The sequence below is a fragment of the Pseudomonas sp. fls2-241-R2A-110 genome, from assembly GCF_030209165.1.
GTDB lineage: Bacteria > Pseudomonadota > Gammaproteobacteria > Pseudomonadales > Pseudomonadaceae > Aquipseudomonas.
In genome coordinates this window covers 19532-44125 of the sequence record NZ_JARVSN010000017.1, presented here as the reverse complement: position 1 = coordinate 44125, position 24594 = coordinate 19532, and the positions used below count along the sequence as shown (strand labels likewise).

At 55.9% G+C, this 24594-nt stretch carries 35 protein-coding genes; 3 read left to right on the top strand and 32 right to left on the bottom strand.

The window, feature by feature from the left end:
* Nucleotides 1-2: 2 nt before the first annotated feature.
* On the top strand, nt 3-1160 hold the full coding sequence (locus QRN31_RS12850) for a glutathionylspermidine synthase family protein (protein ID WP_285432371.1): 1158 nt from the start codon (nt 3-5) through the stop codon (nt 1158-1160).
* A 120-nt stretch (nt 1161-1280) separates the two neighbouring features.
* Complete coding sequence (locus QRN31_RS12845) at nt 1281-3491, top strand: OsmC domain/YcaO domain-containing protein (protein ID WP_285432369.1); 2211 nt, start codon at nt 1281-1283, stop codon at nt 3489-3491.
* 65 nt (nt 3492-3556) lie between these two features.
* Here the strand turns inward: QRN31_RS12845 and QRN31_RS12840 are convergent, their stop codons facing one another.
* Nucleotides 3557-4084, bottom strand: coding sequence for a single-stranded DNA-binding protein (locus QRN31_RS12840; protein ID WP_010467282.1), 528 nt, complete (start codon nt 4082-4084; stop codon nt 3557-3559).
* 9 nt (nt 4085-4093) lie between these two features.
* Nucleotides 4094-5491 (bottom strand): MFS transporter, encoded by a 1398-nt coding sequence (locus QRN31_RS12835; protein WP_046053254.1) that lies wholly within the window; start codon nt 5489-5491, stop codon nt 4094-4096.
* Between the two features lie 191 nt (nt 5492-5682).
* Here QRN31_RS12835 and uvrA point away from each other — a divergent pair, with 191 nt between their 5' ends.
* Nucleotides 5683-8517: an excinuclease ABC subunit UvrA gene (gene uvrA, locus QRN31_RS12830; protein WP_285432368.1), complete on the top strand. Its 2835-nt coding sequence runs from the start codon at nt 5683-5685 to the stop codon at nt 8515-8517.
* Nucleotides 8518-8582: 65 nt separating this feature from the next.
* On the opposite strand, the gene bfr is transcribed toward uvrA, so the two are convergent.
* From bfr to rpsJ, 30 genes are all read right to left on the bottom strand, one after another.
* On the bottom strand, nt 8583-9047 hold the full coding sequence (gene bfr / locus QRN31_RS12825) for a bacterioferritin (RefSeq protein ID WP_008030905.1): 465 nt from the start codon (nt 9045-9047) through the stop codon (nt 8583-8585).
* Between the two features lie 149 nt (nt 9048-9196).
* Nucleotides 9197-10651, bottom strand: coding sequence for a catalase (locus QRN31_RS12820; RefSeq protein ID WP_285432367.1), 1455 nt, complete (start codon nt 10649-10651; stop codon nt 9197-9199).
* Between the two features lie 209 nt (nt 10652-10860).
* A complete protein-coding gene (gene rplQ / locus QRN31_RS12815; RefSeq protein WP_007943777.1) occupies nt 10861-11247 on the bottom strand; it encodes a 50S ribosomal protein L17 in 387 nt (128 codons plus the stop codon).
* A gap of 42 nt (nt 11248-11289) precedes the next feature.
* Nucleotides 11290-12291: a DNA-directed RNA polymerase subunit alpha gene (locus tag QRN31_RS12810; RefSeq protein ID WP_003186012.1), complete on the bottom strand. Its 1002-nt coding sequence runs from the start codon at nt 12289-12291 to the stop codon at nt 11290-11292.
* A gap of 22 nt (nt 12292-12313) precedes the next feature.
* Nucleotides 12314-12934 (bottom strand): 30S ribosomal protein S4, encoded by a 621-nt coding sequence (rpsD, locus tag QRN31_RS12805; RefSeq protein ID WP_003210056.1) that lies wholly within the window; start codon nt 12932-12934, stop codon nt 12314-12316.
* A gap of 18 nt (nt 12935-12952) precedes the next feature.
* On the bottom strand, nt 12953-13342 hold the full coding sequence (rpsK, locus tag QRN31_RS12800) for a 30S ribosomal protein S11 (protein WP_002555466.1): 390 nt from the start codon (nt 13340-13342) through the stop codon (nt 12953-12955).
* A gap of 30 nt (nt 13343-13372) precedes the next feature.
* Entirely contained in the window at nt 13373-13729 is a 357-nt protein-coding gene (rpsM, locus tag QRN31_RS12795; protein WP_003186020.1) for a 30S ribosomal protein S13, read from the bottom strand.
* A gap of 130 nt (nt 13730-13859) precedes the next feature.
* On the bottom strand, nt 13860-13976 hold the full coding sequence (gene rpmJ / locus QRN31_RS12790; RefSeq protein WP_002555468.1) for a 50S ribosomal protein L36: 117 nt from the start codon (nt 13974-13976) through the stop codon (nt 13860-13862).
* A gap of 27 nt (nt 13977-14003) precedes the next feature.
* Complete coding sequence (gene secY, locus QRN31_RS12785) at nt 14004-15332, bottom strand: preprotein translocase subunit SecY (RefSeq protein ID WP_003228718.1); 1329 nt, start codon at nt 15330-15332, stop codon at nt 14004-14006.
* Nucleotides 15333-15770 carry a 50S ribosomal protein L15 gene (gene rplO / locus QRN31_RS12780; RefSeq protein WP_007896782.1) on the bottom strand — a complete coding sequence of 146 codons (438 nt, stop codon included), beginning with the start codon at nt 15768-15770 and terminating at the stop codon, nt 15333-15335.
* Between the two features lie 3 nt (nt 15771-15773).
* Entirely contained in the window at nt 15774-15950 is a 177-nt protein-coding gene (gene rpmD / locus QRN31_RS12775) for a 50S ribosomal protein L30 (RefSeq protein WP_003186033.1), read from the bottom strand.
* Between the two features lie 2 nt (nt 15951-15952).
* Nucleotides 15953-16453, bottom strand: coding sequence for a 30S ribosomal protein S5 (gene rpsE, locus QRN31_RS12770; RefSeq protein WP_007943782.1), 501 nt, complete (start codon nt 16451-16453; stop codon nt 15953-15955).
* Nucleotides 16454-16456: 3 nt separating this feature from the next.
* Complete coding sequence (gene rplR / locus QRN31_RS12765; protein WP_003186037.1) at nt 16457-16807, bottom strand: 50S ribosomal protein L18; 351 nt, start codon at nt 16805-16807, stop codon at nt 16457-16459.
* Nucleotides 16808-16817: 10 nt separating this feature from the next.
* Nucleotides 16818-17351 (bottom strand): 50S ribosomal protein L6, encoded by a 534-nt coding sequence (rplF, locus tag QRN31_RS12760; protein WP_007896774.1) that lies wholly within the window; start codon nt 17349-17351, stop codon nt 16818-16820.
* Nucleotides 17352-17363: 12 nt separating this feature from the next.
* Complete coding sequence (gene rpsH / locus QRN31_RS12755; protein ID WP_003186040.1) at nt 17364-17756, bottom strand: 30S ribosomal protein S8; 393 nt, start codon at nt 17754-17756, stop codon at nt 17364-17366.
* 209 nt (nt 17757-17965) lie between these two features.
* Nucleotides 17966-18271: a 30S ribosomal protein S14 gene (gene rpsN, locus QRN31_RS12750; protein ID WP_003176414.1), complete on the bottom strand. Its 306-nt coding sequence runs from the start codon at nt 18269-18271 to the stop codon at nt 17966-17968.
* 13 nt (nt 18272-18284) lie between these two features.
* The gene (gene rplE / locus QRN31_RS12745) at nt 18285-18824 is read right to left on the bottom strand and encodes a 50S ribosomal protein L5 (RefSeq protein ID WP_003176415.1); all 540 of its coding nucleotides are present in this window, start codon (nt 18822-18824) and stop codon (nt 18285-18287) included.
* Nucleotides 18825-18844: 20 nt separating this feature from the next.
* The gene (gene rplX / locus QRN31_RS12740) at nt 18845-19159 is read right to left on the bottom strand and encodes a 50S ribosomal protein L24 (RefSeq protein ID WP_003176416.1); all 315 of its coding nucleotides are present in this window, start codon (nt 19157-19159) and stop codon (nt 18845-18847) included.
* Between the two features lie 11 nt (nt 19160-19170).
* The gene (gene rplN / locus QRN31_RS12735) at nt 19171-19539 is read right to left on the bottom strand and encodes a 50S ribosomal protein L14 (protein WP_002555479.1); all 369 of its coding nucleotides are present in this window, start codon (nt 19537-19539) and stop codon (nt 19171-19173) included.
* Nucleotides 19540-19562: 23 nt separating this feature from the next.
* Nucleotides 19563-19829 (bottom strand): 30S ribosomal protein S17, encoded by a 267-nt coding sequence (gene rpsQ, locus QRN31_RS12730; protein WP_003176419.1) that lies wholly within the window; start codon nt 19827-19829, stop codon nt 19563-19565.
* A gap of 2 nt (nt 19830-19831) precedes the next feature.
* Nucleotides 19832-20023 carry a 50S ribosomal protein L29 gene (rpmC, locus tag QRN31_RS12725; RefSeq protein WP_008030901.1) on the bottom strand — a complete coding sequence of 64 codons (192 nt, stop codon included), beginning with the start codon at nt 20021-20023 and terminating at the stop codon, nt 19832-19834.
* Nucleotides 20023-20436: a 50S ribosomal protein L16 gene (gene rplP / locus QRN31_RS12720; protein ID WP_008145497.1), complete on the bottom strand. Its 414-nt coding sequence runs from the start codon at nt 20434-20436 to the stop codon at nt 20023-20025. The genes rpmC and rplP overlap by 1 nt, the downstream gene beginning before the upstream one ends.
* 12 nt (nt 20437-20448) lie before the next feature.
* Complete coding sequence (gene rpsC, locus QRN31_RS12715) at nt 20449-21135, bottom strand: 30S ribosomal protein S3 (protein ID WP_003176422.1); 687 nt, start codon at nt 21133-21135, stop codon at nt 20449-20451.
* A gap of 13 nt (nt 21136-21148) precedes the next feature.
* Nucleotides 21149-21481, bottom strand: coding sequence for a 50S ribosomal protein L22 (gene rplV, locus QRN31_RS12710; protein WP_003103908.1), 333 nt, complete (start codon nt 21479-21481; stop codon nt 21149-21151).
* A gap of 13 nt (nt 21482-21494) precedes the next feature.
* Nucleotides 21495-21770 (bottom strand): 30S ribosomal protein S19, encoded by a 276-nt coding sequence (gene rpsS / locus QRN31_RS12705; RefSeq protein ID WP_002555486.1) that lies wholly within the window; start codon nt 21768-21770, stop codon nt 21495-21497.
* Nucleotides 21771-21786: 16 nt separating this feature from the next.
* Entirely contained in the window at nt 21787-22611 is an 825-nt protein-coding gene (rplB, locus tag QRN31_RS12700) for a 50S ribosomal protein L2 (RefSeq protein WP_003176423.1), read from the bottom strand.
* A 14-nt stretch (nt 22612-22625) separates the two neighbouring features.
* A complete protein-coding gene (gene rplW, locus QRN31_RS12695; RefSeq protein WP_002555488.1) occupies nt 22626-22925 on the bottom strand; it encodes a 50S ribosomal protein L23 in 300 nt (99 codons plus the stop codon).
* Nucleotides 22922-23524, bottom strand: coding sequence for a 50S ribosomal protein L4 (gene rplD / locus QRN31_RS12690; RefSeq protein ID WP_095630591.1), 603 nt, complete (start codon nt 23522-23524; stop codon nt 22922-22924). The genes rplW and rplD overlap by 4 nt, the downstream gene beginning before the upstream one ends.
* Before the next feature lie 12 nt (nt 23525-23536).
* A complete protein-coding gene (gene rplC, locus QRN31_RS12685) occupies nt 23537-24172 on the bottom strand; it encodes a 50S ribosomal protein L3 (RefSeq protein ID WP_003186059.1) in 636 nt (211 codons plus the stop codon).
* Nucleotides 24173-24252: 80 nt separating this feature from the next.
* On the bottom strand, nt 24253-24564 hold the full coding sequence (gene rpsJ, locus QRN31_RS12680) for a 30S ribosomal protein S10 (protein WP_003186070.1): 312 nt from the start codon (nt 24562-24564) through the stop codon (nt 24253-24255).
* Nucleotides 24565-24594: the final 30 nt, after the last annotated feature.

Below are 24594 nucleotides of genomic sequence, written 5' to 3'. Positions count from 1 at the left end.
CCATGAAGAAAATCCTCTGCGCAGAGCGTCATGACTGGAAACAAACGGCCGAGCGTCTCGGCTTTCTGTTCCATACCATCGACGACGAACCCTATTGGGACGAGCGCGCGTATTACCAATTCACGCTCAAGCAGATCGAAAACGATCTCGAAGACCCGACCACCGAGATCCATGAAATGTGCATGGACCTGGTGGCCCGCGTAGTGCAAAGCGAGGAGCTGCTGGAGCGCCTGAGCATTCCCGCGCCGTTCTTCGAACTGATTCGCACCTCTTGGCTCGAAGGCCACCCGCACCTGTACGGGCGCATGGATTTTTCCTACAACGGCAACGGCCCCGCAAAGTTGCTGGAACTCAACTACGACACGCCGACCAGCCTGTATGAGGCCGCAGCGTTTCAATGGGGCTGGCTGGAGCAATGCATCGAGCGCGGTTTGCTGCCCAAGCATGCCGACCAGTTCAACAGTATCGACACCAAACTGCATCAGGCTCTCGCTCAACTACAGCTCAAACAGCCTTTCTATTTCGCCTCGATGAAAGACTCGGTCGAAGACAAAGGCACCACCGATTACTTGCGCCTGATCGCGGAAAAGGTGGGCATCGAATCCCGCCACATCGACATCGAAGACATCGGCCTGACCAGTGACGGTCGTTTCGTCGACCTCGAAGATCGCTGGATCCCGCATCTGTTCAAGCTGCATGCCTGGGAGTTCATCTTCCACGAGCCCTTCGGCGCAGCCATCGCCCAGAGCGACACGCAGTTTTTCGAGCCGGCCTGGAAATCCATCATTTCCAACAAAGGCATCCTGCCGCTGCTGTGGGAATTCAACAAAGGTCACCCGAACCTGCTGGCAGCGCATCTGGATACCGAGCCGAACAAAGCGGTGCCCAAGGGCTGGGTGCGCAAGCCGTTCTTCTCTCGGGAAGGTGCCAACATCGAACTGCAAACTGCCGAAGGTCTGATCGTAAAAGCGGACGGCCCCTACACCGACGCGCCGTTTATCCTTCAGGAGTTTGCTCCGCTGCCGCAGTTTGGTGACAGCTTTACGTTGATCGGTTCCTGGGTGATCGGGGATCAGGCGGCCGGCATCGGCGTGCGCGAGGACAACAGTTTGATTACCAAGGATTCAAGCCGGTTCTTGCCGCATCTGATACTCGACTGACCCACACAGCGCCCACTAAAAAGACCAGGAACGGACAGATAGTCAGACGCCCACAAGACTTATGGCTGAAATGCCGGATAATGGCGGCCATTCGTTTAGCCGTTATTCTGGTAATCCCCCATGGAAATCAAGGTCAACTTTCTCGACAACCTTCGACTTGAAGCCAAGTTCGACGACTTCACGGTGGTGGCCGACCAACCTATCCGCTACAAGGGCGATGGCTCGGCACCAGGCCCGTTCGACTATTTCCTGGCCTCGTCGGCGCTGTGTGCGGCGTATTTTGTGAAGTTGTACTGCAGCACGCGCAACATCCCCACGGACAACATCCGCCTGTCGCAGAACAATATTGTTGACCCGGAAAACCGCTACAACCAGATTTTCAAGATCCAGGTCGAGTTGCCGGCGGACATCTCCGACAAGGACCGCCAGGGCATTCTGCGCTCCATCGACCGTTGCACCGTGAAGAAAGTGGTGCAGGCCGGGCCTGAGTTTGTGATCGAAGAAGTGGAAAACCTCGACGCCGATGCCCAGGCGTTGCTGATGCCCGCTTCTAACTCGACTTCCGAGGCGGGCACTTACATTGCCGGCAAGGATCTGCCGCTGGAGCAAACCATCGCCAACATGTCGGCCATTCTGGCGGACCTGGGCATGAAGATCGAAATCGCTTCGTGGCGCAATATCGTGCCCAACGTATGGTCGCTGCATATCCGCGATGCGCACTCGCCGATGTGCTTTACCAACGGCAAGGGTGCAACCAAGGAAGGCGCGTTGGCGTCGGCGTTGGGCGAGTTTATCGAGCGACTCAACTGCAACTTCTTCTACAACGACCAGTTCTGGGGTGAGGACATCGCCAATGCCGCGTTTGTGCACTACCCGGACGAACGCTGGTTCAAGCCTGGCCGTAAAGACGCACTGCCGACCGAAATCCTCGATGAGCACTGCCTGAAGATTTACAACCGCGACGGCGAGCTGCGTGGTTCCCATCTGATCGATACCAACTCGGGCAATGAAGAGCGCGGCATCTGCTCGCTGCCGTTCGTGCGTCAGTCGGACGGCGAAGTGGTGTATTTCCCGTCCAACCTGATTGAAAACCTTTTCCTGAGCAACGGCATGAGCGCCGGCAATACCTTGGCCGAAGCCCAGGTGCAGTGCCTGTCGGAAATCTTCGAGCGCGCGGTAAAACGCGAAATCATCGAAGGTGAATTCGCCCTGCCGGATGTGCCGGCCAGCGTGTTGGCCAAGTACCCTGGGATACTGGCCGGCATTCAGGCGCTGGAAGAGCAAGGGTTCCCGGTGTTGGTCAAGGATGCGTCCCTGGGGGGTGAATTCCCGGTGATGTGCGTCACGCTGATGAATCCGCGTACCGGCGGTGTGTTCGCCTCGTTCGGCGCGCACCCGAGCCTGGAAGTGGCATTGGAACGCAGCCTGACCGAGCTACTCCAGGGCCGCAGTTTTGAAGGTCTCAACGACTTGCCGCAGCCAACATTTGAAGGGCATGCGGTGACCGAGCCGAATAACTTCGTCGAGCACTTTATCGACTCCAGCGGTGTGGTGTCGTGGCGCTTCTTCAGCTCGAAGTCCGATTACGAATTCGTGGAGTGGGATTTCTCCGGCCAGGGTGAAAACTCGAATGCCGAGGAAGCCGCGACCTTGTTCGGCATTCTCAAAGGCATGGGCAAAGAAGCGTACATGGCCGTCTACGAGCATATCGGCGCCACGGCGTGCCGAATCCTGGTACCGGACTATTCGGAAATCTATCCCGCGGACGATCTGATCTGGGATAACACCAACAAAGCGCTGTTCTTCCGCGCCGACATCCTGAACCTGCATCGCCTGGACGAAGAAGAGCTGCAGGCGCTGGCTGAGCGCCTGGTGGAAAGTGAGCTGGACGACTACACCGACATCACCTCCTTGATCGGCATCGAATTTGACGACAATACCGCTTGGGGTCAGCTGACGATCCTGGAGTTGAAGCTGCTGATTTATCTCGCCTTGCAGCAATTCGAAGAGGCGAAAGAGGCGGTAGAACAGTTCCTGCAGTACAACGACAACACCGTTGAGCGCGGCTTGTTCTATCAGGCGATCAATGCCGTGCTGGAGATGAAGCTGGACGAAGACCTGGAACTGGAAGACTACGAAGCCAACTTCCGCCGGATGTTTGGCAACGAACGGATGGATGCCGCAATCGGATCGGTAGACGGCACCGTACGGTTCCACGGCTTGACGCCGACCAGCATGAAACTGGAGGGGCTCGACAGGCACTTGCGCTTGATCGAGAGCTACAAAAAACTGCATACCGCGCGGACCAACGTGACGACGCTATCCCGTTAATAGCGCCCACAAAAAAAGCGAAGCCAGATGGCTTCGCTTTTTTTTACTGACTGGATCGCAGCTTTTTAGAACGGGATATCGTCATCAAAGCTGTCGAAATCCGGAGCCGGTTGCGGCGCTGCCTGCTGTGGAGGCGGAGCCTGACGCGACTGTTGCGGTGCCGACTGCTGCGGACGTGGAGCCTGCTGGCGTGGGGCCGGAGCGGATTGCTGGTAGTTATTGCCCCCGCCTTGTTGGTCGCCCTGTTGTGGACGGCCGCCCAGCAGCTGCATGGTGCCTTGCATGTCGACCACGATTTCAGTGGTGTAACGCTTGATACCGTCTTTTTCCCACTCACGGGTCTGCAGCTTGCCTTCGATGTACACCTGCGAACCTTTACGCAGGTATTCGCCGGCGATCTCGGCCACTTTGCCGAACATCGACACACGGTGCCATTCGGTCTTCTCGACCTTCTGACCGGTTTGCTTGTCGGTCCACTGTTCGCTGGTCGCCAGACTCAGGTTGGTCACGGCGTTACCGTTAGGCAAGTAGCGAACTTCGGGATCCTGGCCGCAAGTGCCGACCAATATGACTTTGTTAACCCCACGGGCCATAACGTTCTCCTAGGCTACGCACGCTGCCTCGGCCGGGTTGTTCACCAGGCGCTCAAGGGTCGTGCGATCCAATAGTTCTGTGTCCAATTTGATGTAAATCGCCGCTTCATCAGCAACGATCACCGCATCTGTTACCCCTACGACGGCCTTCAGGCGCTCAACCAGACCCGCTTCGCGGATCGCCTCGGGCGACAACGGCAAGCGCAGGCTCGTGACATAAGGTGGTTCGCGCATGGTAACAGCAAAGGCCAGCCAGAGGGCAGCCAGGCCGGCGCATCCAAGGAATACAACCGACAAACCGCCATGCTGGAACAACCAGCCGCCGAGGATCCCGCCCAGCGCCGAACCGAGGAACTGGCTGGTGGAATAAACCCCCATCGCCGTGCCTTTGCCGCCTGCTGGTGAAACCTTGCTGATCAGCGATGGCAACGAAGCTTCCAGCAGATTGAACGCGGTGAAGAACACCACCGTACCAATCACCAGAGCTCGCAGGCTGTCACCGAACTGCCAGAAGAATAGCTCAGTGAGCATCAGCGTCAGCACTGCGCCCAATAAAACTCGTTTCATTTTGCGTTTCTTCTCGCCGTAGATAATGAACGGGATCATGGCGAAGAAAGAGATCAACAGCGCGGTAAGGTAGACCCACCAGTGCTGCTCTTTAGGCAGCCCGGCTTTTTCGACCAGCGCCAGGGGCAGTGCAACGAAGCTCGACATCAACATCGCGTGCAACACAAAAATGCCCAGGTCCAGGCGCAACAGGTCCGGATGCTTGAGCGTCGGGATCAGCGCCTGGCGCGCGACGCCGGACTCGCGGTGCTGCAACGGCCCGGTGGAACGCGGCACCATGAACATCACGATCACGATGCCGAACAGGGCCATGCCGCCCGTGGCGAGGAACAAGCCGGACAAGCCGAACGCACGGGTCAGCAACGGTCCTACAACCATGGCGACAGCGAACGACAGACCAATCGTCATGCCGATCATGGCCATGGCTTTGGTCCGATGCTGTTCCCGGGTCAGGTCTGACAGCAGCGCCATCACGGCGGCGGAAATCGCCCCGGCACCTTGCAGGATTCGTCCGGCGATCACGCCCCAGATCGAATCGGCATTGGCTGCCAGCACGCTGCCCAAGGCAAAGACGATCAATCCCAGGTAAATCACTGGACGTCGCCCGATGCGATCGGAAATAAAGCCGAAAGGAATCTGGAAAATCGCCTGGGTCAGGCCGTAAGCGCCAATCGCCAGCCCGATGAGGGCCGGGGTCGCGCCTGCCAGATCCATCCCATAGGTCGCCAGTACCGGCAACACCATGAACATGCCAAGCATACGGAAGGCGAACACCAGGGCCAGACCGCTTGCTGCGCGGGTCTCACTGCCACTCATGCGTTCGCTGTGGGGATCGTGCATGGAAAAACCTCATGTGAACCGGCGGCGATTCTACCAGTCCCATCGATTGACAGGGTATATCGCGACGCTTTGACGCGCTCTGCTGACAGACTCTTCATCTAAGACATCAACCCGCTCGTTTGATAGTGTGCATCCATCCAGTATTTGGCCGTATACTCCTACGTTTTCGACGCCCGCCAAGCGAGGCCACTTTGGACAAGATCCTGATTCGTGGGGCCCGAACCCACAACCTGAAGAACATCGACCTGACCCTGCCACGGGACAAACTGATCGTCATCACCGGCCTGTCCGGATCCGGCAAATCGTCCCTGGCGTTCGACACGCTGTACGCCGAAGGCCAACGCCGCTACGTCGAATCGCTGTCGGCCTATGCCCGGCAGTTTTTGTCGATGATGGAAAAACCTGACGTCGACACCATCGAAGGTTTGTCGCCAGCCATTTCCATCGAACAGAAATCGACCTCGCACAACCCGCGTTCGACGGTCGGCACCATCACCGAAATCTACGACTACCTGCGCCTGCTTTACGCTCGCGTGGGTATTCCGCGTTGCCCGGACCACGACATTCCACTGGAAGCGCAGACCGTCAGCCAGATGGTCGACCTGGTCCTCGCGCAACCGGAGGGCAGCAAGCTCATGCTGCTGGCCCCGGTGATTCGCGAGCGCAAAGGCGAACACCTGTCGGTCTTCGAAGAACTGCGCGCCCAGGGTTTTGTGCGCGCGCGAGTCAACGGACGGCTTTGCGAACTCGACGAACTGCCCAAGCTCGATAAACAGAAGAAGCACTCGATCGATGTCGTGGTCGACCGCTTCAAGGTTCGCGCCGATCTGCAACAGCGTCTGGCCGAGTCGTTCGAGACCGCCTTGAAGCTGGCGGATGGCATCGCTCTGGTTGCACCAATGGACGACGAGCCCGGCGAAGAGATCATCTTCTCCGCACGCTTCGCCTGCCCGATCTGCGGTCATGCCATCAGCGAGCTGGAACCCAAGCTGTTCTCCTTCAACAACCCGGCCGGCGCCTGCCCGACATGCGATGGCCTGGGCGTGAAGCAGTTCTTCGACATCAAGCGACTGGTGAATGGCGAGTTGACGCTGGCCGAAGGGGCGATTCGCGGCTGGGACAGGCGTAACGTCTATTACTTCCAGATGCTTGGCTCGCTAGCCTCGCACTACAAGTTCAGCCTGGAAGTGCCGTTCAACGACCTGTCGGCCGATCAGCAGAAATTCATACTGCACGGCAGCGGTTCGCAGAACGTCGACTTCAAATACCTGAACGACCGTGGCGATATCGTCAAACGCTCGCACCCGTTCGAAGGCATCGTGCCGAACCTGGAACGCCGCTACCGCGAAACCGAGTCGGCATCGGTGCGTGAAGAGCTGGCCAAGTTCCTCAGCACCCAGCCTTGCCCGGATTGCCGCGGGACTCGCCTGCGTCGCGAAGCGCGACACGTGTGGGTGGGTGAGAAGACGCTTCCAGCGGTTACGAATCTGCCGATTGGCGACGCCTGTGAATACTTTGGCGTGCTCAAACTCACGGGCCGTCGTGGTGAGATTGCCGACAAGATTCTCAAGGAAATCCGCGAGCGCCTGCAGTTTCTGGTCAACGTCGGCCTGGACTATCTGTCCCTGGATCGCAGCGCGGACACGTTGTCTGGCGGTGAGGCTCAGCGGATTCGCCTCGCCAGCCAGATTGGCGCCGGTCTGGTGGGCGTCCTGTACATCCTCGACGAACCGTCCATCGGTCTGCACCAACGAGACAATGATCGATTGCTGGGAACGCTCAAGCACCTGCGCGACATCGGCAACACGGTGATTGTGGTCGAGCACGATGAAGATGCCATTCGCCTGGCGGACTATGTCGTGGATATTGGTCCGGGCGCGGGCGTCCACGGTGGACACATCGTCGCCGAAGGAACGCCGGCCGAGGTCATGGCTCACCCCGACTCGTTGACTGGCAAGTATCTGTCGGGTCGAGTAAAGATCGCCGTTCCGGCCAAGCGCACACCGCGTAACAAAAAGCTGTCGCTGTCCCTCAAGGGCGCGCGCGGCAACAACTTGCGCAATGTCGACCTGGATATTCCGATCGGACTGTTGACCTGTGTGACCGGCGTGTCCGGTTCGGGCAAGTCGACACTGATCAACAACACGCTGTTTCCCTTGAGCGCTACTGCACTCAACGGCGCAACCACGCTTGAGGCCGCCGCTCACGACAGCATCAAGGGCCTGGAGCATCTGGATAAGGTGGTCGACATCGACCAGAGCCCGATCGGGCGCACGCCGCGCTCCAACCCGGCGACCTATACCGGACTGTTCACGCCGATCCGCGAACTGTTCGCCGGTGTTCCGGAGTCCCGTTCACGCGGTTATGGCCCGGGACGCTTCTCCTTCAACGTGAAGGGCGGACGTTGCGAAGCGTGTCAGGGAGACGGTCTGATCAAGGTCGAGATGCACTTCCTGCCGGACATCTATGTCCCGTGCGATGTCTGCAAGAGCAAGCGCTACAACCGCGAAACCCTTGAGATCAAGTACAAAGGCAAGAGCATCCACGAAACCCTCGAGATGACGATCGAGGAAGCACGTGTGTTCTTCGATGCGGTTCCGGCGCTGGCGCGTAAGCTTCAGACGTTGATGGACGTGGGCCTGTCGTACATCAAGCTGGGACAATCGGCGACCACGTTGTCAGGCGGTGAAGCCCAGCGGGTGAAGCTGTCTCGGGAACTGTCCAAGCGTGATACCGGCAAGACGCTGTACATCCTCGACGAGCCAACCACTGGCCTGCACTTCGCGGATATCCAGCAACTGCTCGACGTGTTGCATCGTCTGCGCGACCACGGCAACACGGTGGTGGTGATCGAGCATAACCTCGATGTCATCAAGACTGCCGACTGGCTGGTCGACCTAGGGCCGGAAGGCGGCTCCAAGGGCGGACAGATCATTGCTGTCGGTACACCGGAAGAAGTGTCCGAGATGAAGCAGTCGCATACCGGCTTCTACCTCAAGCCACTGCTGGCTCGCGACAAAGCCTGAGTCCAGCCCATGAAAAAGCCCCTGTCACTTCATCAGTGACAGGGGCTTTTTTGTATCCGGTGCAATCAGGTGTGGGATTGCAGGTAGTTCTCAAGACCGATCAGCTTGATCAAACCCAACTGCTTCTCAAGCCAGTAGGTGTGATCTTCTTCGGTATCGTTCAGCTGTATACGCAGCATTTCACGGCTAACGTAGTCTTTGTGCTGCTCGCAGAGCTCGATGCCTTTGCACAGTGCAGCGCGGACCTTGTATTCCAGTCGCAAGTCGGCGGCAAGCATATCCGGCACGGTGGTGCCGACATCCAGGTCATCCGGACGCATGCGCGGCGTGCCCTCAAGCATCAGGATACGGCGCATCAGGGCATCGGCATGTCCTGCTTCTTCTTCCATCTCGTGGTTGATTCGTTCGTAGAGCTTGGTGAATCCCCAGTCCTCATACATCCGCGAGTGAACGAAATATTGATCACGCGCGGCCAGTTCGCCGGTCAGCAACGTGTTGAGGTAATCGATTACGTCTGGGTGGCCTTGCATCGCCCTACATCTCCCTGCTTGAAAGTCTGTAGTTTGAACCACCACGACTGTTTGGTCACTTCGTTTGCGCGATAAAAGCGAAGATATTCTGAGAAAAGTGGTTTAAATAGCGCCAAAACCGCCCTAATGAGGGCGGTTCTGCTTCTCGTTTAGACTTCGTTAAGCTGTACGCCCAACGCCTTCGCGATTGCTTCTCCATACGCCGGATCTGCGCTGTAGAAGTGCTGCAGCTGACGATCGACTACGTCATCCGAAACCCCGGCCATGGCACCGGCAATGTTCCTGACCAACAGGGCCTTCTGCTCATCGCTCATGAGTCGGAACAGCGCGCCGGCATGGCTGTAGTAGTCGGTGTCTTCGCGATGATCATATCGATCAGCAGCACCGCTGAGCGCGAGAGGAGGCTCGGCATAGCGAGGGGCCTGTTTTGGCGACTCGACGTAACTGTTCGGCTCATAGTTCGGCGCTGCACCGCCATTGCTGCCAAACGCCATCGAACCATCGCGTTGGTAGCTGTTCACCGGGCTACGAGGCGCATTCACCGGCAGTTGTTGATGATTGGTGCCAATACGGTAGCGGTGAGCATCGGCATAAGCGAACACGCGCCCCTGGAGCATACGATCGGGAGACAGACCGACACCCGGGACCATGTTGCTCGGACCGAACGCCGCCTGCTCCACTTCAGCAAAGTAGTTCAGCGGATTACGATTGAGCTCGAGTTCACCCACTTCGATCAGCGGAAATTCTTTCTGCGACCAGGTTTTGGTCACGTCGAAAGGATTCTCGTAGTGAGCCGCGGCCTGCGCCTCAGACATGATCTGGATGCACACTCGCCATTTCGGGAAGTCACCACGCTCAATCGCCTCGAACAGGTCACGCTGTGCGTAATCCGGATCGGTACCGGCCAGGCGTGCAGCCTCTGCTGGCGCGAGATTCTTGATGCCTTGCTTGGTTTTGTAGTGCCATTTCACCCAATGCCGTTCGCCTTTGGCGCTGATCAGGCTGTAGGTGTGGCTGCCAAAACCGTGCATGTGGCGATATCCGTCTGGAATGCCCCGGTCCGAAAACAAGATGGTGACCTGGTGCAGCGCCTCAGGCGAATGCGACCAGAAGTCCCACATCATCTGCGCGCTTTTCAGATTGCTTTGCGGCAAACGCTTTTGGGTGTGGATAAAATCCGGGAATTTGAGCGGATCGCGGATAAAAAATACAGGCGTGTTGTTGCCAACAATGTCCCAGTTGCCTTCTTCGGTATAAAACTTCAAAGCAAAGCCGCGTGGATCGCGCTCGGTGTCGGCCGAACCGCGCTCGCCGCCGACGGTAGAGAAGCGCAAGAATGTCGGCGTTTGCTTACCGATGGATTCAAACAGTTTGGCGCTGGTGTACTCGGTGATATCCCGAGTCACGGTGAACGTACCGTAGGCGCCCGAGCCTTTGGCGTGTACACGACGCTCAGGGATGTTTTCACGGTTGAAGTGGGCAAGCTTCTCGATCAGGTGGAAGTCGTCGAGTAGCAGCGGGCCACGAGGGCCGGCGGAGCGGGAATTCTGGTTGTCGGCGACAGGAGCGCCACTGGCGGTGGTAAGCGTTTTATTTTGGCTCATGCGATCTCTTCCTCTGTCAGTCTTGAACTGCCGGCTAATCGGCTGAGAGGGAGTATTGATCATGAACGTTACAGCCACAAATTCATTAACTTGCGACCATCGATAGATAATTACTAATTACATTCAGGAGTGCATGCCGATCGCGATGCTTTTCGATCAGGCACAAAAAACCGGGCACTAGGCCCGGTTCTTCGTTTCAGACTGACGTCTTACTCAGCGGATACAGCTTCACCGCCGGTAGCACGATCAACCAACTCGACGTACGCCATAGGCGCGTTGTCGCCAGTGCGGAAACCGCACTTGAGGATGCGCAGGTAGCCACCCTCACGGGTAGCGTAACGCTTGCCCAGGTCGTTGAAGAGCTTACCAACGATAGCTTTCGAACGAGTACGGTCGAAAGCCAGACGGCGGTTAGCCAGGCTGTCTGTCTTGGCCAAAGTGATCAGCGGCTCAGCAACGCGACGCAGTTCTTTAGCTTTCGGCAGTGTAGTTTTGATCAGCTCGTGCTCGAACAGCGACACTGCCATGTTTTGAAACATGGCCTTGCGGTGCGAGCTAGTGCGGCTCAGGTGACGACCACTTTTACGATGACGCATGGTTCATTCCTTACCAAACACGACGTTCGGTGATTACGACGATCAGGCAGTCGCCTTGTCGTCCTTCTTAAGACTTGCAGGCGGCCAGTTGTCGAGGCGCATGCCGAGGGACAGACCGCGGGAGGCCAGAACGTCCTTGATTTCAGTCAAGGATTTCTTGCCAAGGTTCGGAGTCTTCAACAGCTCTACTTCGGTACGCTGAATCAGGTCACCGATGTAGTAGATGTTTTCCGCCTTAAGGCAGTTAGCCGAACGTACAGTCAGTTCCAGATCGTCAACCGGGCGAAGCAGGATCGGATCGATCTCGTCTTCCTGCTCAACAACCACTGGCTCACTATCACCTTTGAGGTCGACGAACGCAGCCAACTGCTGTTGCAGAATGGTTGCAGCGCGGCGGATAGCCTCTTCAGGATCCAGGGTACCGTTGGTTTCCAGATCAATAACCAGCTTGTCCAGGTTAGTACGCTGCTCGACACGGGCGTTTTCCACCACGTATGCGATACGGCGAACCGGGCTGAACGAAGAGTCAAGCTGCAAGCGACCGATGCTGCGGCTTTCGTCTTCATCGCTCTGACGCGAGTCTGCCGGTTCATAACCACGACCACGAGCTACGGTGAGCTTCATGTTCAGGGCGCCGTTAGACGCCAGGTTAGCGATTACGTGATCGGGGTTAACGATCTCGACATCATGATCCAGCTGAATATCGGCAGCGGTAACCACCCCCGAACCCTTCTTCGACAAGGTCAGCGTAACTTCGTCACGACCGTGCAGCTTGATAGCCAGACCTTTAAGGTTCAACAGGATTTCAATTACGTCTTCCTGTACGCCTTCGATGGCGCTGTACTCATGGAGTACACCGTCAATCTCGGCCTCGACTACTGCACAGCCGGGCATTGAGGACAACAGGATGCGGCGCAGCGCGTTGCCCAGGGTGTGGCCGAAACCACGCTCGAGAGGCTCGAGAGTGATCTTGGCGCGGGTTGGACTGACAACCTGCACATCAATGTGGCGGGGTGTCAGGAACTCATTTACCGAAATCTGCATGGATGCACCTATTTTCTAGCCCTTACTTGGAGTAGAGCTCGACAATCAGGCTTTCGTTGATGTCGGCGGACAGATCACTGCGAGCAGGAACGTTCTTGAAAACGCCCGACTTCTTCTCAGTGTCTACTTCTACCCATTCTACGCGGCCACGTTGGGCACACAGATCGAGAGCTTGGACAATGCGAAGTTGGTTCTTTGCTTTCTCGCGAATCGCGACCACGTCACCAGCACGAACCTGGTACGACGGCACGTTTACGGTCTGACCGTTAACGCTGACGGATTTGTGCGATACCAGCTGACGGGATTCGGCACGAGTAGAGCCAAAACCCATACGGTATACAACGTTGTCCAGACGGCATTCGAGCAGTTGCAGCAGGTTTTCACCGGTTGCACCTTTCTTGCCAGCAGCTTCTTTGTAGTAGCCGCTGAATTGACGCTCGAGAACGCCGTAGATACGACGGACCTTCTGCTTTTCACGCAGTTGGGTGCCGTAATCGGACTGGCGACCGCGGCGTTGGCCGTGGATACCAGGTGCTGCTTCGATGTTGCACTTCGATTCGATCGCGCGCACGCCGCTCTTCAGAAAGAGATCGGTGCCTTCGCGACGAGCGAGTTTGCATTTTGGACCAATGTAACGAGCCATTCTTTACAATCTCCTGGATTACACGCGGCGCTTCTTCGGCGGACGGCACCCGTTGTGCGGGATTGGCGTCACGTCGGTGATGCTGGCGATCTTGTAGCCACAGCCGTTCAAAGCGCGGACTGCAGATTCACGACCTGGGCCTGGACCTTTGACGTTAACGTCGAGGTTTTTCAGACCGTATTCCAGCGCAGCTTGACCAGCACGTTCAGCAGCTACTTGAGCAGCAAACGGAGTGGACTTGCGGGAACCGCGGAAACCCGAACCACCGGAGGTAGCCCAGGAAAGAGCGTTGCCTTGACGGTCGGTGATGGTCACGATTGTGTTGTTAAAAGACGCGTGGATGTGGGCGATGCCATCAACCACTGTCTTTTTGACTTTTTTACGAGGACGAGCAGCAGGTTTAGCCATGATTAATTTCCTGTCGATTCGCTGGGGCGATTACTTGCGGATCGGCTTACGCGGACCTTTACGGGTACGCGCGTTAGTCTTGGTACGCTGACCGCGCACTGGAAGACCACGACGATGACGCAGACCGCGATAGCAACCGAGGTCCATCAAACGCTTGATTTTCATGTTGATTTCGCGACGCAGGTCACCTTCAGTGGTGAACTTCGCCACTTCGCCACGCAGCTGTTCAATCTGCTCGTCGCTCAGATCTTTGATCTTTGCGGCTGGGTTTACCCCAGTCACTGCACAGATCTTCTGTGCAGTAGTGCGACCAACACCATAGATGTAGGTCAGCGAGATAACAGTATGCTTGTTATCTGGAATGTTAACGCCTGCAATACGGGCCATTCAGTGGGACTCCAATTGACAGCTACCTACGCCCCGGAAGCCAAGAAATAGGGCGCGAGATAATATCGCTGTAATAACAAATAATCAACCCGGTAGCGCACTAGCTACCGGGCTTGAAGCACAATCACACTCAGCCTTGGCGCTGTTTGTGACGCGGTTCCGCGCTGCAAATTACTCGAACAACACCTTCGCGGCGAATAATCTTGCAGTTACGGCACAGCTTTTTCACCGATGCACGAACTTTCATCACCAACTCCTCGAACCTTATGGGTACTCAGCGCAACATGCCGCTGCCGTAACCCTTCAGGTTGGCTTTCTTCATCAGGGATTCGTACTGGTGCGAAACGAGGTGCGATTGTACTTGGGACATGAAGTCCATCACAACCACGACGACGATCAGCAACGAGGTCCCGCCAAGGTAGAACGGTACGTTTGCCGCAACCACCAGGAACTGGGGCAACAGACACACGGCCGTCATGTAAAGAGCACCGAACATGGTCAAGCGAGTCAGAACGCCATCAATGTAGCGCGCAGACTGCTCACCTGGACGGATGCCCGGAATAAAGGCACCGGACTTCTTCAGGTTTTCCGCTACGTCTTTCGGATTGAACATCAACGCCGTATAGAAGAAGCAGAAGAAAATAATCCCTGCACTAAACAGCAGAATATTCAACGGCTGACCAGGAGCGATCGACTGCGAGATGTCCTGCAACCAGCCCATACCTTCAGACTGACCGAACCAGGCACCCAACGAAGCCGGAAACAGCAAAATGCTGCTCGCGAAAATGGCCGGAATAACACCGGCCATGTTCACCTTCAGCGGCAAGTGGCTAGTCTGCGCAGCGAAAACCTTGCGGCCCTGCTGACGCTTGGCGTAGTGAACAGCAATACGACGCTGACCACGCTCAATGAACACCACGAAACCGATAATCGCTACTGCCAGCAAACCGATGGCAACCAGGGCGAAGATGTTGATATCACCCTGACGTGCAGACTCGAAAGACTGCCCGATCGCTCTCGGAAGACCGGCGACGATACCCGAAAAAATCAACATCGAGATACCGTTGCCAACACCACGCTCAGTAATCTGCTCACCCAGCCACATCATGAACATCGCACCAGCCACAAAAGTGGATACCGCGACGAAATGGAAGCCAAAGTCACCAGTGAACGCAACGCCCTGCCCTGCCAAGCCAATGGACATGCCAATTGCCTGGACGAGAGCGAGGACGACAGTGCCGTAGCGGGTGTACTGGCTGATCTTGCGACGGCCAGCTTCACCTTCCTTCTTCAACTGCTCCAGCTGCGGGCTGACGGCGGTCATCAGTTGCATGATGATCGATGCCGAAATGTACGGCATGATCCCCAGCGCAAAGATACTCATCCGTTCCAGCGCGCCGCCGGAAAACATGTTGAACAAGCTAAGAATGGTCCCCTCATTCTGTCGAAACAGGTCCGCGAGTCGGTCCGGGTTGATACCTGGAACCGGGATGTGTGCGCCTATTCGGTAGACGATAATCGCCAGGAACAGAAAACGCAGACGAGCCCAGAGTTCAGACATACCGCCTTTGCCGAGCGCAGAGAGAGCACCTTGCTTAGCCATTTATTCCTCGAACTTGCCGCCAGCTGCTTCGATAGCCGCACGCGCACCTTTGGTGGCGCCGATTCCCTTTCCGATGGTGACAGCGCGAGTAACTTCGCCGGACAGCATGATTTTCACACGCTGTACGTTGACGTTGATCACGTTGGCATCTTTCAGGGACTGCACGGTGACGATGTCGCCTTCCACTTTAGCCAGCTCGGACAAACGCACTTCTGCGCGATCCATGGCTTTCAGGGAAACGAAACCGAACTTCGGCAGGCGACGATGCAGCGGCTGTTGACCGCCTTCAAAGCCTGGAGCAATGGTGCCACCGGAGCGGGAGGACTGACCTTTGTGGCCACGGCCACCGGTCTTGCCCAAACCACTACCGATACCACGGCCCGGACGATGCTTTTCGCGACGGGAACCCGGCGCTGGACTCAGATCATTGAGTTTCATCGATTAACCCTCGACACGCAGCATGTAGTAAGCCTTGTTGATCATCCCGCGATTCTCGGGAGTATCAAGTACTTCTACAGTGTGACCGATGCGACGCAGACCCAGACCCTTAACGCACAGTTTGTGGTTAGGGATGCGGCCGGTCATGCTTTTGATCAGCGTAACTTTAACGGTAGCCATGATCAGAAGATCTCCTTGACGCTTTTGCCACGCTTGGCGGCAATGGATTCAGGAGACTGCATAGCCTTCAAACCTTTGAAAGTGGCGTGAACCACGTTTACCGGGTTAGTCGAGCCGTAGCACTTGGCCAGAACGTTCTGAACGCCAGCAACTTCGAGGACAGCACGCATAGCGCCGCCAGCGATGATACCGGTACCTTCAGAAGCAGGCTGCATGTACACCTTCGAAGCGCCGTGACCGGACTTCATTGCGTACTGCAGAGTGGTGCCGTTCAGATCAACTTGGATCATGTTGCGACGAGCAGCTTCCATTGCCTTCTGGATCGCGGCAGGCACTTCACGTGACTTGCCACGGCCGAAGCCAACACGCCCTTTACCATCACCAACCACGGTCAACGCGGTGAAAGTGAAGATACGGCCGCCTTTTACGGTTTTGGCTACGCGGTTAACTTGAACCAGCTTCTCGATGTAGCCTTCGTCGCGCTTTTGGTCGTTATTTGACATAACTTAGAACTCCAGCCCAGCTTCACGAGCAGCATCAGCCAGCGCCTTGACGCGGCCGTGGTACTTGAAGCCAGAGCGGTCGAAAGCCACCTGCGAGACGCCAGCGGCTTTAGCACGCGTAGCGACCAGCTGGCCAACCTTAGTGGCCGCGTCGATGTTGCCAGTGGCGCCATCACGCAGTTCTTTATCCAAAGTCGAGGCAGATGCCAGGACTTTGTTGCCGTCGGCCGAAATGACCTGGGCGTAGATGTGCTGCGACGAGCGGAACACGCAGAGACGCACGACTTCGAGTTCGTGCATTTTCAGGCGTGCTTTGCGAGCGCGACGCAGTCGAGTAACTTTTTTGTCGGTCATTTGCTATGCCCTACTTCTTCTTGGCTTCTTTACGACGGACGACTTCGTCCGCGTAGCGCACACCTTTGCCTTTGTACGGCTCTGGTGGACGGAAGTCGCGGATCTCGGCGGCCACTTGACCTACCAGCTGCTTATCGATACCCCGAATCAGGATGTCGGTTTGGCTAGGAGTCTCAGCGGTGATGCCTTCCGGCAGTTCATAATCCACTGGGTGCGAGAAGCCAAGAGCTAGGTTCAGCACTGTGCCTTTTGCTTGCGCTTTATAACCAACACCGACCAGCTGGAGCTTACGCTCGAAGCCTTGGCTTACGCCTTGGACCATGTTGTTTACCAACGCACGAGTGGTACCAGCCATTGCGCGAGTTTGTTGATCGCCATTGCGAGCAGCGAAACGCAGCTCACCAGCTTCTTCAACGATCTCAACGGACGAATGGATGTTCAGTTCGAGAGTGCCCTTGGCACCCTTCACCGAAAGCTGTTGGCCTGCGAATTTTACTTCGACACCGGCTGGCAGCTTAACGGGGTTCTTAGCGACGCGTGACATGCTTATCCCCCCTTAGAACACAGTGCAAAGAACTTCGCCGCCGACACCGGCAGCGCGCGCAGCACGATCCGTCATCACACCTTTGTTGGTGGAGACGATAGACACACCGAGACCGCCACGAACTTTTGGCAGATCATCGACGGACTTGTACTGACGCAGGCCTGGACGGCTAACGCGCTTCACTTCCTCGATGACCGGACGGCCTTCGAAGTACTTCAGCTCGATGGACAGCAGTGGTTTGATTTCGCTGCTGATCTGATAACCCGCAATGTAACCTTCGTCCTTCAGGACTTTGGCAACAGCTACCTTCAACGTAGAAGATGGCATGCTTACGACGGACTTTTCAGCCATCTGGGCATTACGGATTCGAGTTAGCATGTCCGCTAACGGGTCCTGCATACTCATGGGCTAGACGCTCCTAATACAAAAAAATTAGCCTTGCGGCTACTACTTGTCGCCGAGCTCATCCATGCGAAAAAAGCACGGGCTCAGGCGAGCCGGGTATTCTAGACACACCCCACAAATGAATCAAGCCCCAATAGGGGCTTGATTCAAGTTCAAGGTCACCGATGGTCAGGATCTTGCGATCCCGACCATCGAGACTTCGATATTGCTTACCAGCTGGCTTTAACCAGACCAGGTACGTCACCACGCATTGCAGCTTCACGCAGTTTGTTACGGCCAAGGCCGAACTTGCGGTAAACGCCGTGTGGACGACCGGTCAGGCGGCAGCGGTTACGCATGCGCGAAGCGCTTGCGTCACGTGGCTGCTTCTGCAGAGCTACTGTAGCTTCCCAACGTGCTTCTGGACTTGCGTTCAGATCAACGATGATAGCTTTCAGTGCTGCACGCTTCTTGGCGTACTTGGCAACCGTGAGCTGACGCTTCAGCTCGCGGTTTTTCATGCTCATCTTGGCCATTTTCCTACTCCAATCAGTTGCGGAACGGGAATTTGAAAGCACGCAGTAGCGCGCGACCTTCATCATCGTTCTTGGCAGTGGTGGTCAGGGTAATGTCCAGACCGCGGAGAGCATCGATCTTGTCGTAGTCGATTTCCGGGAAGATGATCTGCTCTTTAACGCCCATGCTGTAGTTACCACGACCATCAAAGGACTTGGCATTCAGGCCGCGGAAGTCGCGAACCCGAGGCAGGGAGATCGACAGCAGACGATCCAGGAATTCATACATACGTTCACGACGCAGAGTCACTTTGACGCCGATCGGCCAACCTTCACGGACTTTAAAGCCAGCGATGGATTTCCGAGCGTAAGTCACAACGACTTTCTGGCCGGTGATCTTTTCCAGGTCAGCAACAGCGTGCTCGATGACTTTTTTGTCGCCGACAGCTTCGCCCAGACCCATGTTCAGGGTGATTTTGGTAACGCGTGGAACTTCCATCACGTTCGAGAGCTTAAGTTCTTCCTTAAGCTTCGGTGCGATTTCCTTCCAGTAAATCTCTTTTAGTCGTGCCATGGTCTTCTACCTAGCAGTGTTCAAGCATCAACCGCTTTTTGGGTCGACTTGAAGACACGAATTTTCTTGCCGTCTTCTACTTTGAAACCAACGCGGTCAGCCTTGTTGGTTTCGCCGTTGAAAATGGCGACGTTAGAAGCGTCCAGTGGAGCTTCTTTTTCGACGATACCGCCTTGTACGCCCGACATCGGGTTAGGCTTGGTATGACGCTTAACCAGGTTCAGACCACCAATAACCAGACGGTTATTAGCGAGAACCTTAAGCACCTTACCGCGCTTACCTTTGTCTTTGCCGGCGATCACGATGATCTCGTCGTCACGACGAATCTTTTGCATGTCGGATCTCCTTACAGCACTTCTGGGGCGAGCGAGACGATCTTCATGAACTTCTCAGTACGAAGTTCACGGGTCACTGGCCCAAAGATACGGGTGCCGATCGGCTCTTGCTTGTTGTTCAGAAGAACAGCAGCGTTGCCATCAAAGCGGATAATGGAGCCATCAGCACGACGTACGCCGTGACGAGTGCGGACTACAACAGCAGTCATCACTTGGCCTTTTTTCACTTTACCGCGAGGAATTGCTTCCTTCACGGTAACTTTGATGATGTCACCGATACCAGCGTAACGACGATGGGAGCCACCCAGCACCTTGATGCACATAACGCGGCGAGCGCCGCTGTTATCGGCCACATCGAGCATGGATTGAGTCTGAATCATATAATTTCTCCGACCCCTAGTCCTTAGACTTCCACAGCGCGTTCGAGAACATCAACCAATGCCCAAGACTTGGTCTTGGCCAGCGGACGAGTTTCACGAATAGTGACTTTGTCGCCGATGTGGCACTGATTGGTTTCGTCGTGCGCGTGCAGCTTAGTCGAACGCTTAACGTATTTACCGTAGATCGGGTGCTTAACGCGACGCTCAATCAGAACGGTGATGGTCTTGTCCATTTTGTCGCTGACAACACGGCCAGTCAGCGTACGGACGGTTTTTTCGGCTTCAGCCATGATTACTTACCTGCCTGCTGTTTGAGCACAGTCTTCACGCGAGCGATGTCACGCTTAACTTGCCGGAGCAGGTGAGACTGCCCCAACTGGCCAGTTGCTTTCTGCATGCGCAGATTGAACTGGTCGCGCAGCAGGCCGAGCAGTTGCTCGTTAAGCTGCGGCGCGTCTTTTTCACGAAGTTCGTTCGCTTTCATCACATCACCGTCCGTTTAACGAAGGCAGTGGCGAGCGGCAGCTTTGCAGCAGCCAGGGCAAAAGCCTCACGCGCCAGCTCTTCAGTAACGCCCTCGATTTCATACAGGACTTTGCCTGGCTGAATCTGGGCAACCCAGTACTCCACACTACCCTTACCTTTACCCATCCGAACTTCGAGTGGCTTTTTGGAAATAGGCTTGTCCGGGAATACACGGATCCAGATCTTGCCGCCACGTTTAACGTGACGGGTCAGAGCACGACGCGCTGACTCGATCTGACGAGCGGTGAGACGACCACGAGCTACAGACTTCAGCGCGAACTCGCCGAAGCTGACTTTGCTACCGCGCTGAGCCAGACCACGGTTGTGGCCTGTCATCTGCTTGCGGAACTTCGTACGCTTTGGTTGCAACATTTGGCGTACCCCTTACTTAGCAGCTTTTTTACGAGGCGCTGGTGCTTGTGGTTTCAGTTCTTCTTGGCGACCACCAATTACTTCGCCTTTGAAGATCCAAACCTTTACACCGATCACACCGTAAGTGGTGTGAGCTTCGTAGTTGGCATAGTCGATGTCGGCACGCAGGGTGTGCAGTGGCACACGACCTTCGCGATACCATTCAGTACGTGCGATTTCAGCACCGCCGAGACGACCGCTCACTTGGATTTTGATGCCTTTGGCACCAATGCGCATGGCGTTCTGTACAGCGCGCTTCATAGCGCGACGGAACATTACGCGGCGCTCCAGCTGCTGAGCTACGCTCTGCGCAACCAACATACCGTCGAGCTCCGGCTTGCGGATTTCTTCGATATTGATGTGCACAGGCACACCCATTTGCTTGGTCAGGTCCTGACGCAGTTTCTCAACATCTTCACCTTTCTTCCCGATAACGATACCTGGACGAGCGGTGTGGATGGTGATACGTGCAGTTTGAGCCGGACGATGGATATCGATACGGCTTACGGACGCGCTTTTTAGTTTGTCTTGGAGATACTCACGCACCTTCAGATCAGCGAACAAATAGTCCGCATAAGTCCGACCGTCTGCGTACCAGACGGAGGTGTGCTCCTTGACGATTCCCAGGCGAATGCCAATGGGATGTACTTTCTGACCCATCTCTTCGACTCCGTTACTTGTCAGCAACCTTGACAGTGATATGGCAAGACCGCTTGACGATGCGATCAGCACGGCCTTTGGCACGTGGCATGATTCGCTTCAGCGAACGCCCTTCGTTGACGAAAACGGTGCTGACTTTAAGGTCATCAACGTCTGCGCCTTCGTTATGCTCGGCGTTGGCTACGGCCGACTCCAGCACTTTCTTCATGATCTCGGCGGCTTTCTTACTGCTGAAAGCCAACAGGTTGAGCGCTTCGCCCACCTTCTTCCCGCGGATCTGGTCGGCGACCAAGCGGGCTTTCTGGGCGGAGATTCGAGCGCCCGACAACTTAGCGGCTACTTCCATCGTTCCTTACCCCTTAACGCTTGGCTTTCTTGTCTGCCACGTGCCCACGATATGTGCGGGTACCGGCAAACTCGCCTAGTTTGTGGCCGACCATGTCTTCGTTCACGAGAACTGGAACATGTTGACGACCGTTATGCACAGCAATGGTCAAACCGACCATTTGTGGCAGGATCATGGAACGGCGCGACCAGGTCTTAACTGGTTTGCGATCGTTCTTTTCCGCCGCCACTTCGATCTTCTTCAGTAGGTGAAGATCAATAAAAGGACCTTTTTTCAGAGAACGTGGCACTGTCGTATCCCTCTATTTACTTGCGACGACGGACGATCATTTTGTCGGTACGCTTATTACCACGAGTCTTCGCGCCCTTAGTCGGGAAGCCCCATGGCGATACCGGATGACGACCACCAGAGGTACGACCTTCACCACCACCATGTGGGTGGTCAACCGGGTTCATGGCAACACCACGAACGGTTGGGCGAACGCCACGCCAGCGTTTGGCACCAGCTTTACCCAGCGAACGCAGGCTGTGCTCGGAGTTCGAGACTTCACCCAAGGTCGCGCGGCATTCAGCCAGCACTTTACGCATCTCACCAGAACGCAGACGCAGGGTCACGTAGACACCTTCACGAGCGATCAGCTGAGCCGAAGCACCAGCGGAACGAGCGATTTGCGCGCCTTTACCTGGCTTCAATTCGATGCCGTGTACGGTGCTACCAACTGGAATGTTACGCAGTTGCAGAGCGTTGCCCGGCTTGATCGGTGCCAAAGCACCTGCAATCAGCTGGTCACCAGCACTCACGCCTTTAGGCGCGATGATGTAGCGACGCTCGCCATCTGCGTACAGCAGCAGAGCGATGTGAGCAGTACGGTTTGGATCGTATTCAATACGCTCGACAGTGGCAGAGATGCCATCTTTGTCGTTGCGACGGAAATCGACCAGACGATAATGCTGCTTATGGCCACCACCGATGTGACGAGTGGTAATACGACCATTGTTGTTACGACCACCAGTCTTCGATTTTTTCTCGAGCAGCGGTGCGTGAGGAGCGCCTTTATGCAGCTCCTGGTTGACCACCTTGACCACAAAACGGCGGCCAGGGGAAGTCGGTTTGCATTTAACGATTGCCATGATGCACCCCTTCCTTACTCAGCACTGCTGCTGAAATCGAGATCTTGGCCTGGCTGAAGGGAGATAACTGCCTTCTTCCAGTCATTACGCTTGCCCAGACCGCGAGCAGTGCGCTTGCTCTTACCCAGAACATTCAGGGTAGTAACACGCTCTACTTTCACGCTGAACAGGCTTTCGACGGCCTTCTTGATTTCCAGCTTGGTTGCGTCAGTTGCAACCTTGAAAACGAACTGGCCTTTCTTGTCAGCCAGAACCGTAGCCTTCTCGGAAACGTGCGGGCCAAGCAGAACTTTAAATACGCGTTCCTGGTTCATCCCAGCAGCTCCTCGAATTTCTTCACGGCCGACACGGTGATCAACACCTTGTCGTATGCGATCAGACTAACTGGATCGGAACCTTGCACGTCACGTACATCAACGTGTGGCAGGTTGCGAGCAGCCAGGTACAGGTTCTGATCAACTACTTCAGACACGATCAAGACGTCAGTCAGGCCCATGCCGGTCAGTTTGCTCAGCAGATCTTTGGTCTTCGGTGCATCAACAGCGAAGTCCTGAACCACAACCAGACGATCAGTACGCACCAGCTCAGCAAGGATGGAACGCATTGCTGCGCGATACATCTTCTTGTTCAGCTTCTGGGTGTGATCCTGAGGACGAGCTGCGAAAGTGGTACCGCCGCCACGCCAGATTGGGCTACGGATAGTACCGGCACGAGCACGGCCAGTACCTTTCTGACGCCATGGGCGCTTACCGCCACCACGAACGTCGGAACGGGTCTTTTGCTGCTTGCTACCTTGACGGCCGCCGGCCATGTAGGCCACGACTGCTTGGTGAACCAGCGTCTCGTTGAATTCGCCGCCAAATGTCAGTTCGGAAACTTCGATCGCTTGAGCGTCATTTACATTTAATTGCATGTCAGCTTCCCCTTAACCGCGAGCCTTGGCTGCTGGACGTACAACCAAGTTGCCGCCAGTAGCGCCAGGAACAGCACCCTTGACCAACAACAGATTGCGTTCAGCGTCCACGCGCACTACTTCCAGGGACTGCACGGTCACGCGCTCAGCGCCCATATGACCGGACATTTTTTTGCCCTTGAATACACGACCAGGAGTCTGGCACTGGCCGATAGAGCCTGGAACGCGGTGGGACACGGAGTTACCGTGGGTATTATCTTGCCCGCGGAAGTTCCAACGCTTGATCGTACCCTGGAAGCCTTTACCTTTGGACTGACCGGTTACATCAACCAGTTGACCAGCGGCGAAGATTTCAGCGTTGATCAGATCGCCGGCCTGGTACTCGCCTTCTTCAAGACGGAATTCCATTACGGTACGACCAGCGGCAACGTTCGCTTTAGCGAAGTGGCCAGCCTGAGCAGCTGTAACACGCGAAGCACGACGCTCGCCTACAGTGACTTGCACTGCACGATAGCCATCGGTCTCTTCAGTTTTGAACTGGGTGACGCGATTCGGCTCGATCTCAATGACCGTGACCGGAATGGAGACACCTTCTTCGGTGAAAATACGGGTCATACCGCATTTACGACCGACTACACCAATAGTCATGTTGTAAACCTCATGAGTGTACGGGGCTTTCACCCGCTATGGCCGCCCATTTCAGAGCGTTACACGACTAAGACCGAGTCTTAGCCGAGGCTGATCTGCACTTCCACACCGGCCGCAAGATCAAGCTTCATAAGAGCATCAACGGTTTTATCCGTTGGCTGGACGATGTCCAGAACGCGCTTATGAGTACGGATCTCGTACTGGTCACGCGCGTCTTTGTTGACGTGCGGGGAGACCAGAACGGTGAACCGCTCTTTACGGGTAGGCAGTGGAATTGGACCACGCACTTGAGCACCAGTACGTTTCGCGGTTTCCACGATTTCCTGGGTGGATTGGTCGATCAGGCGATGGTCAAAAGCCTTCAACCTGATACGGATTTGCTGATTTTGCATTGGATTTCAGACTCCGGCTGCTATTCCCAC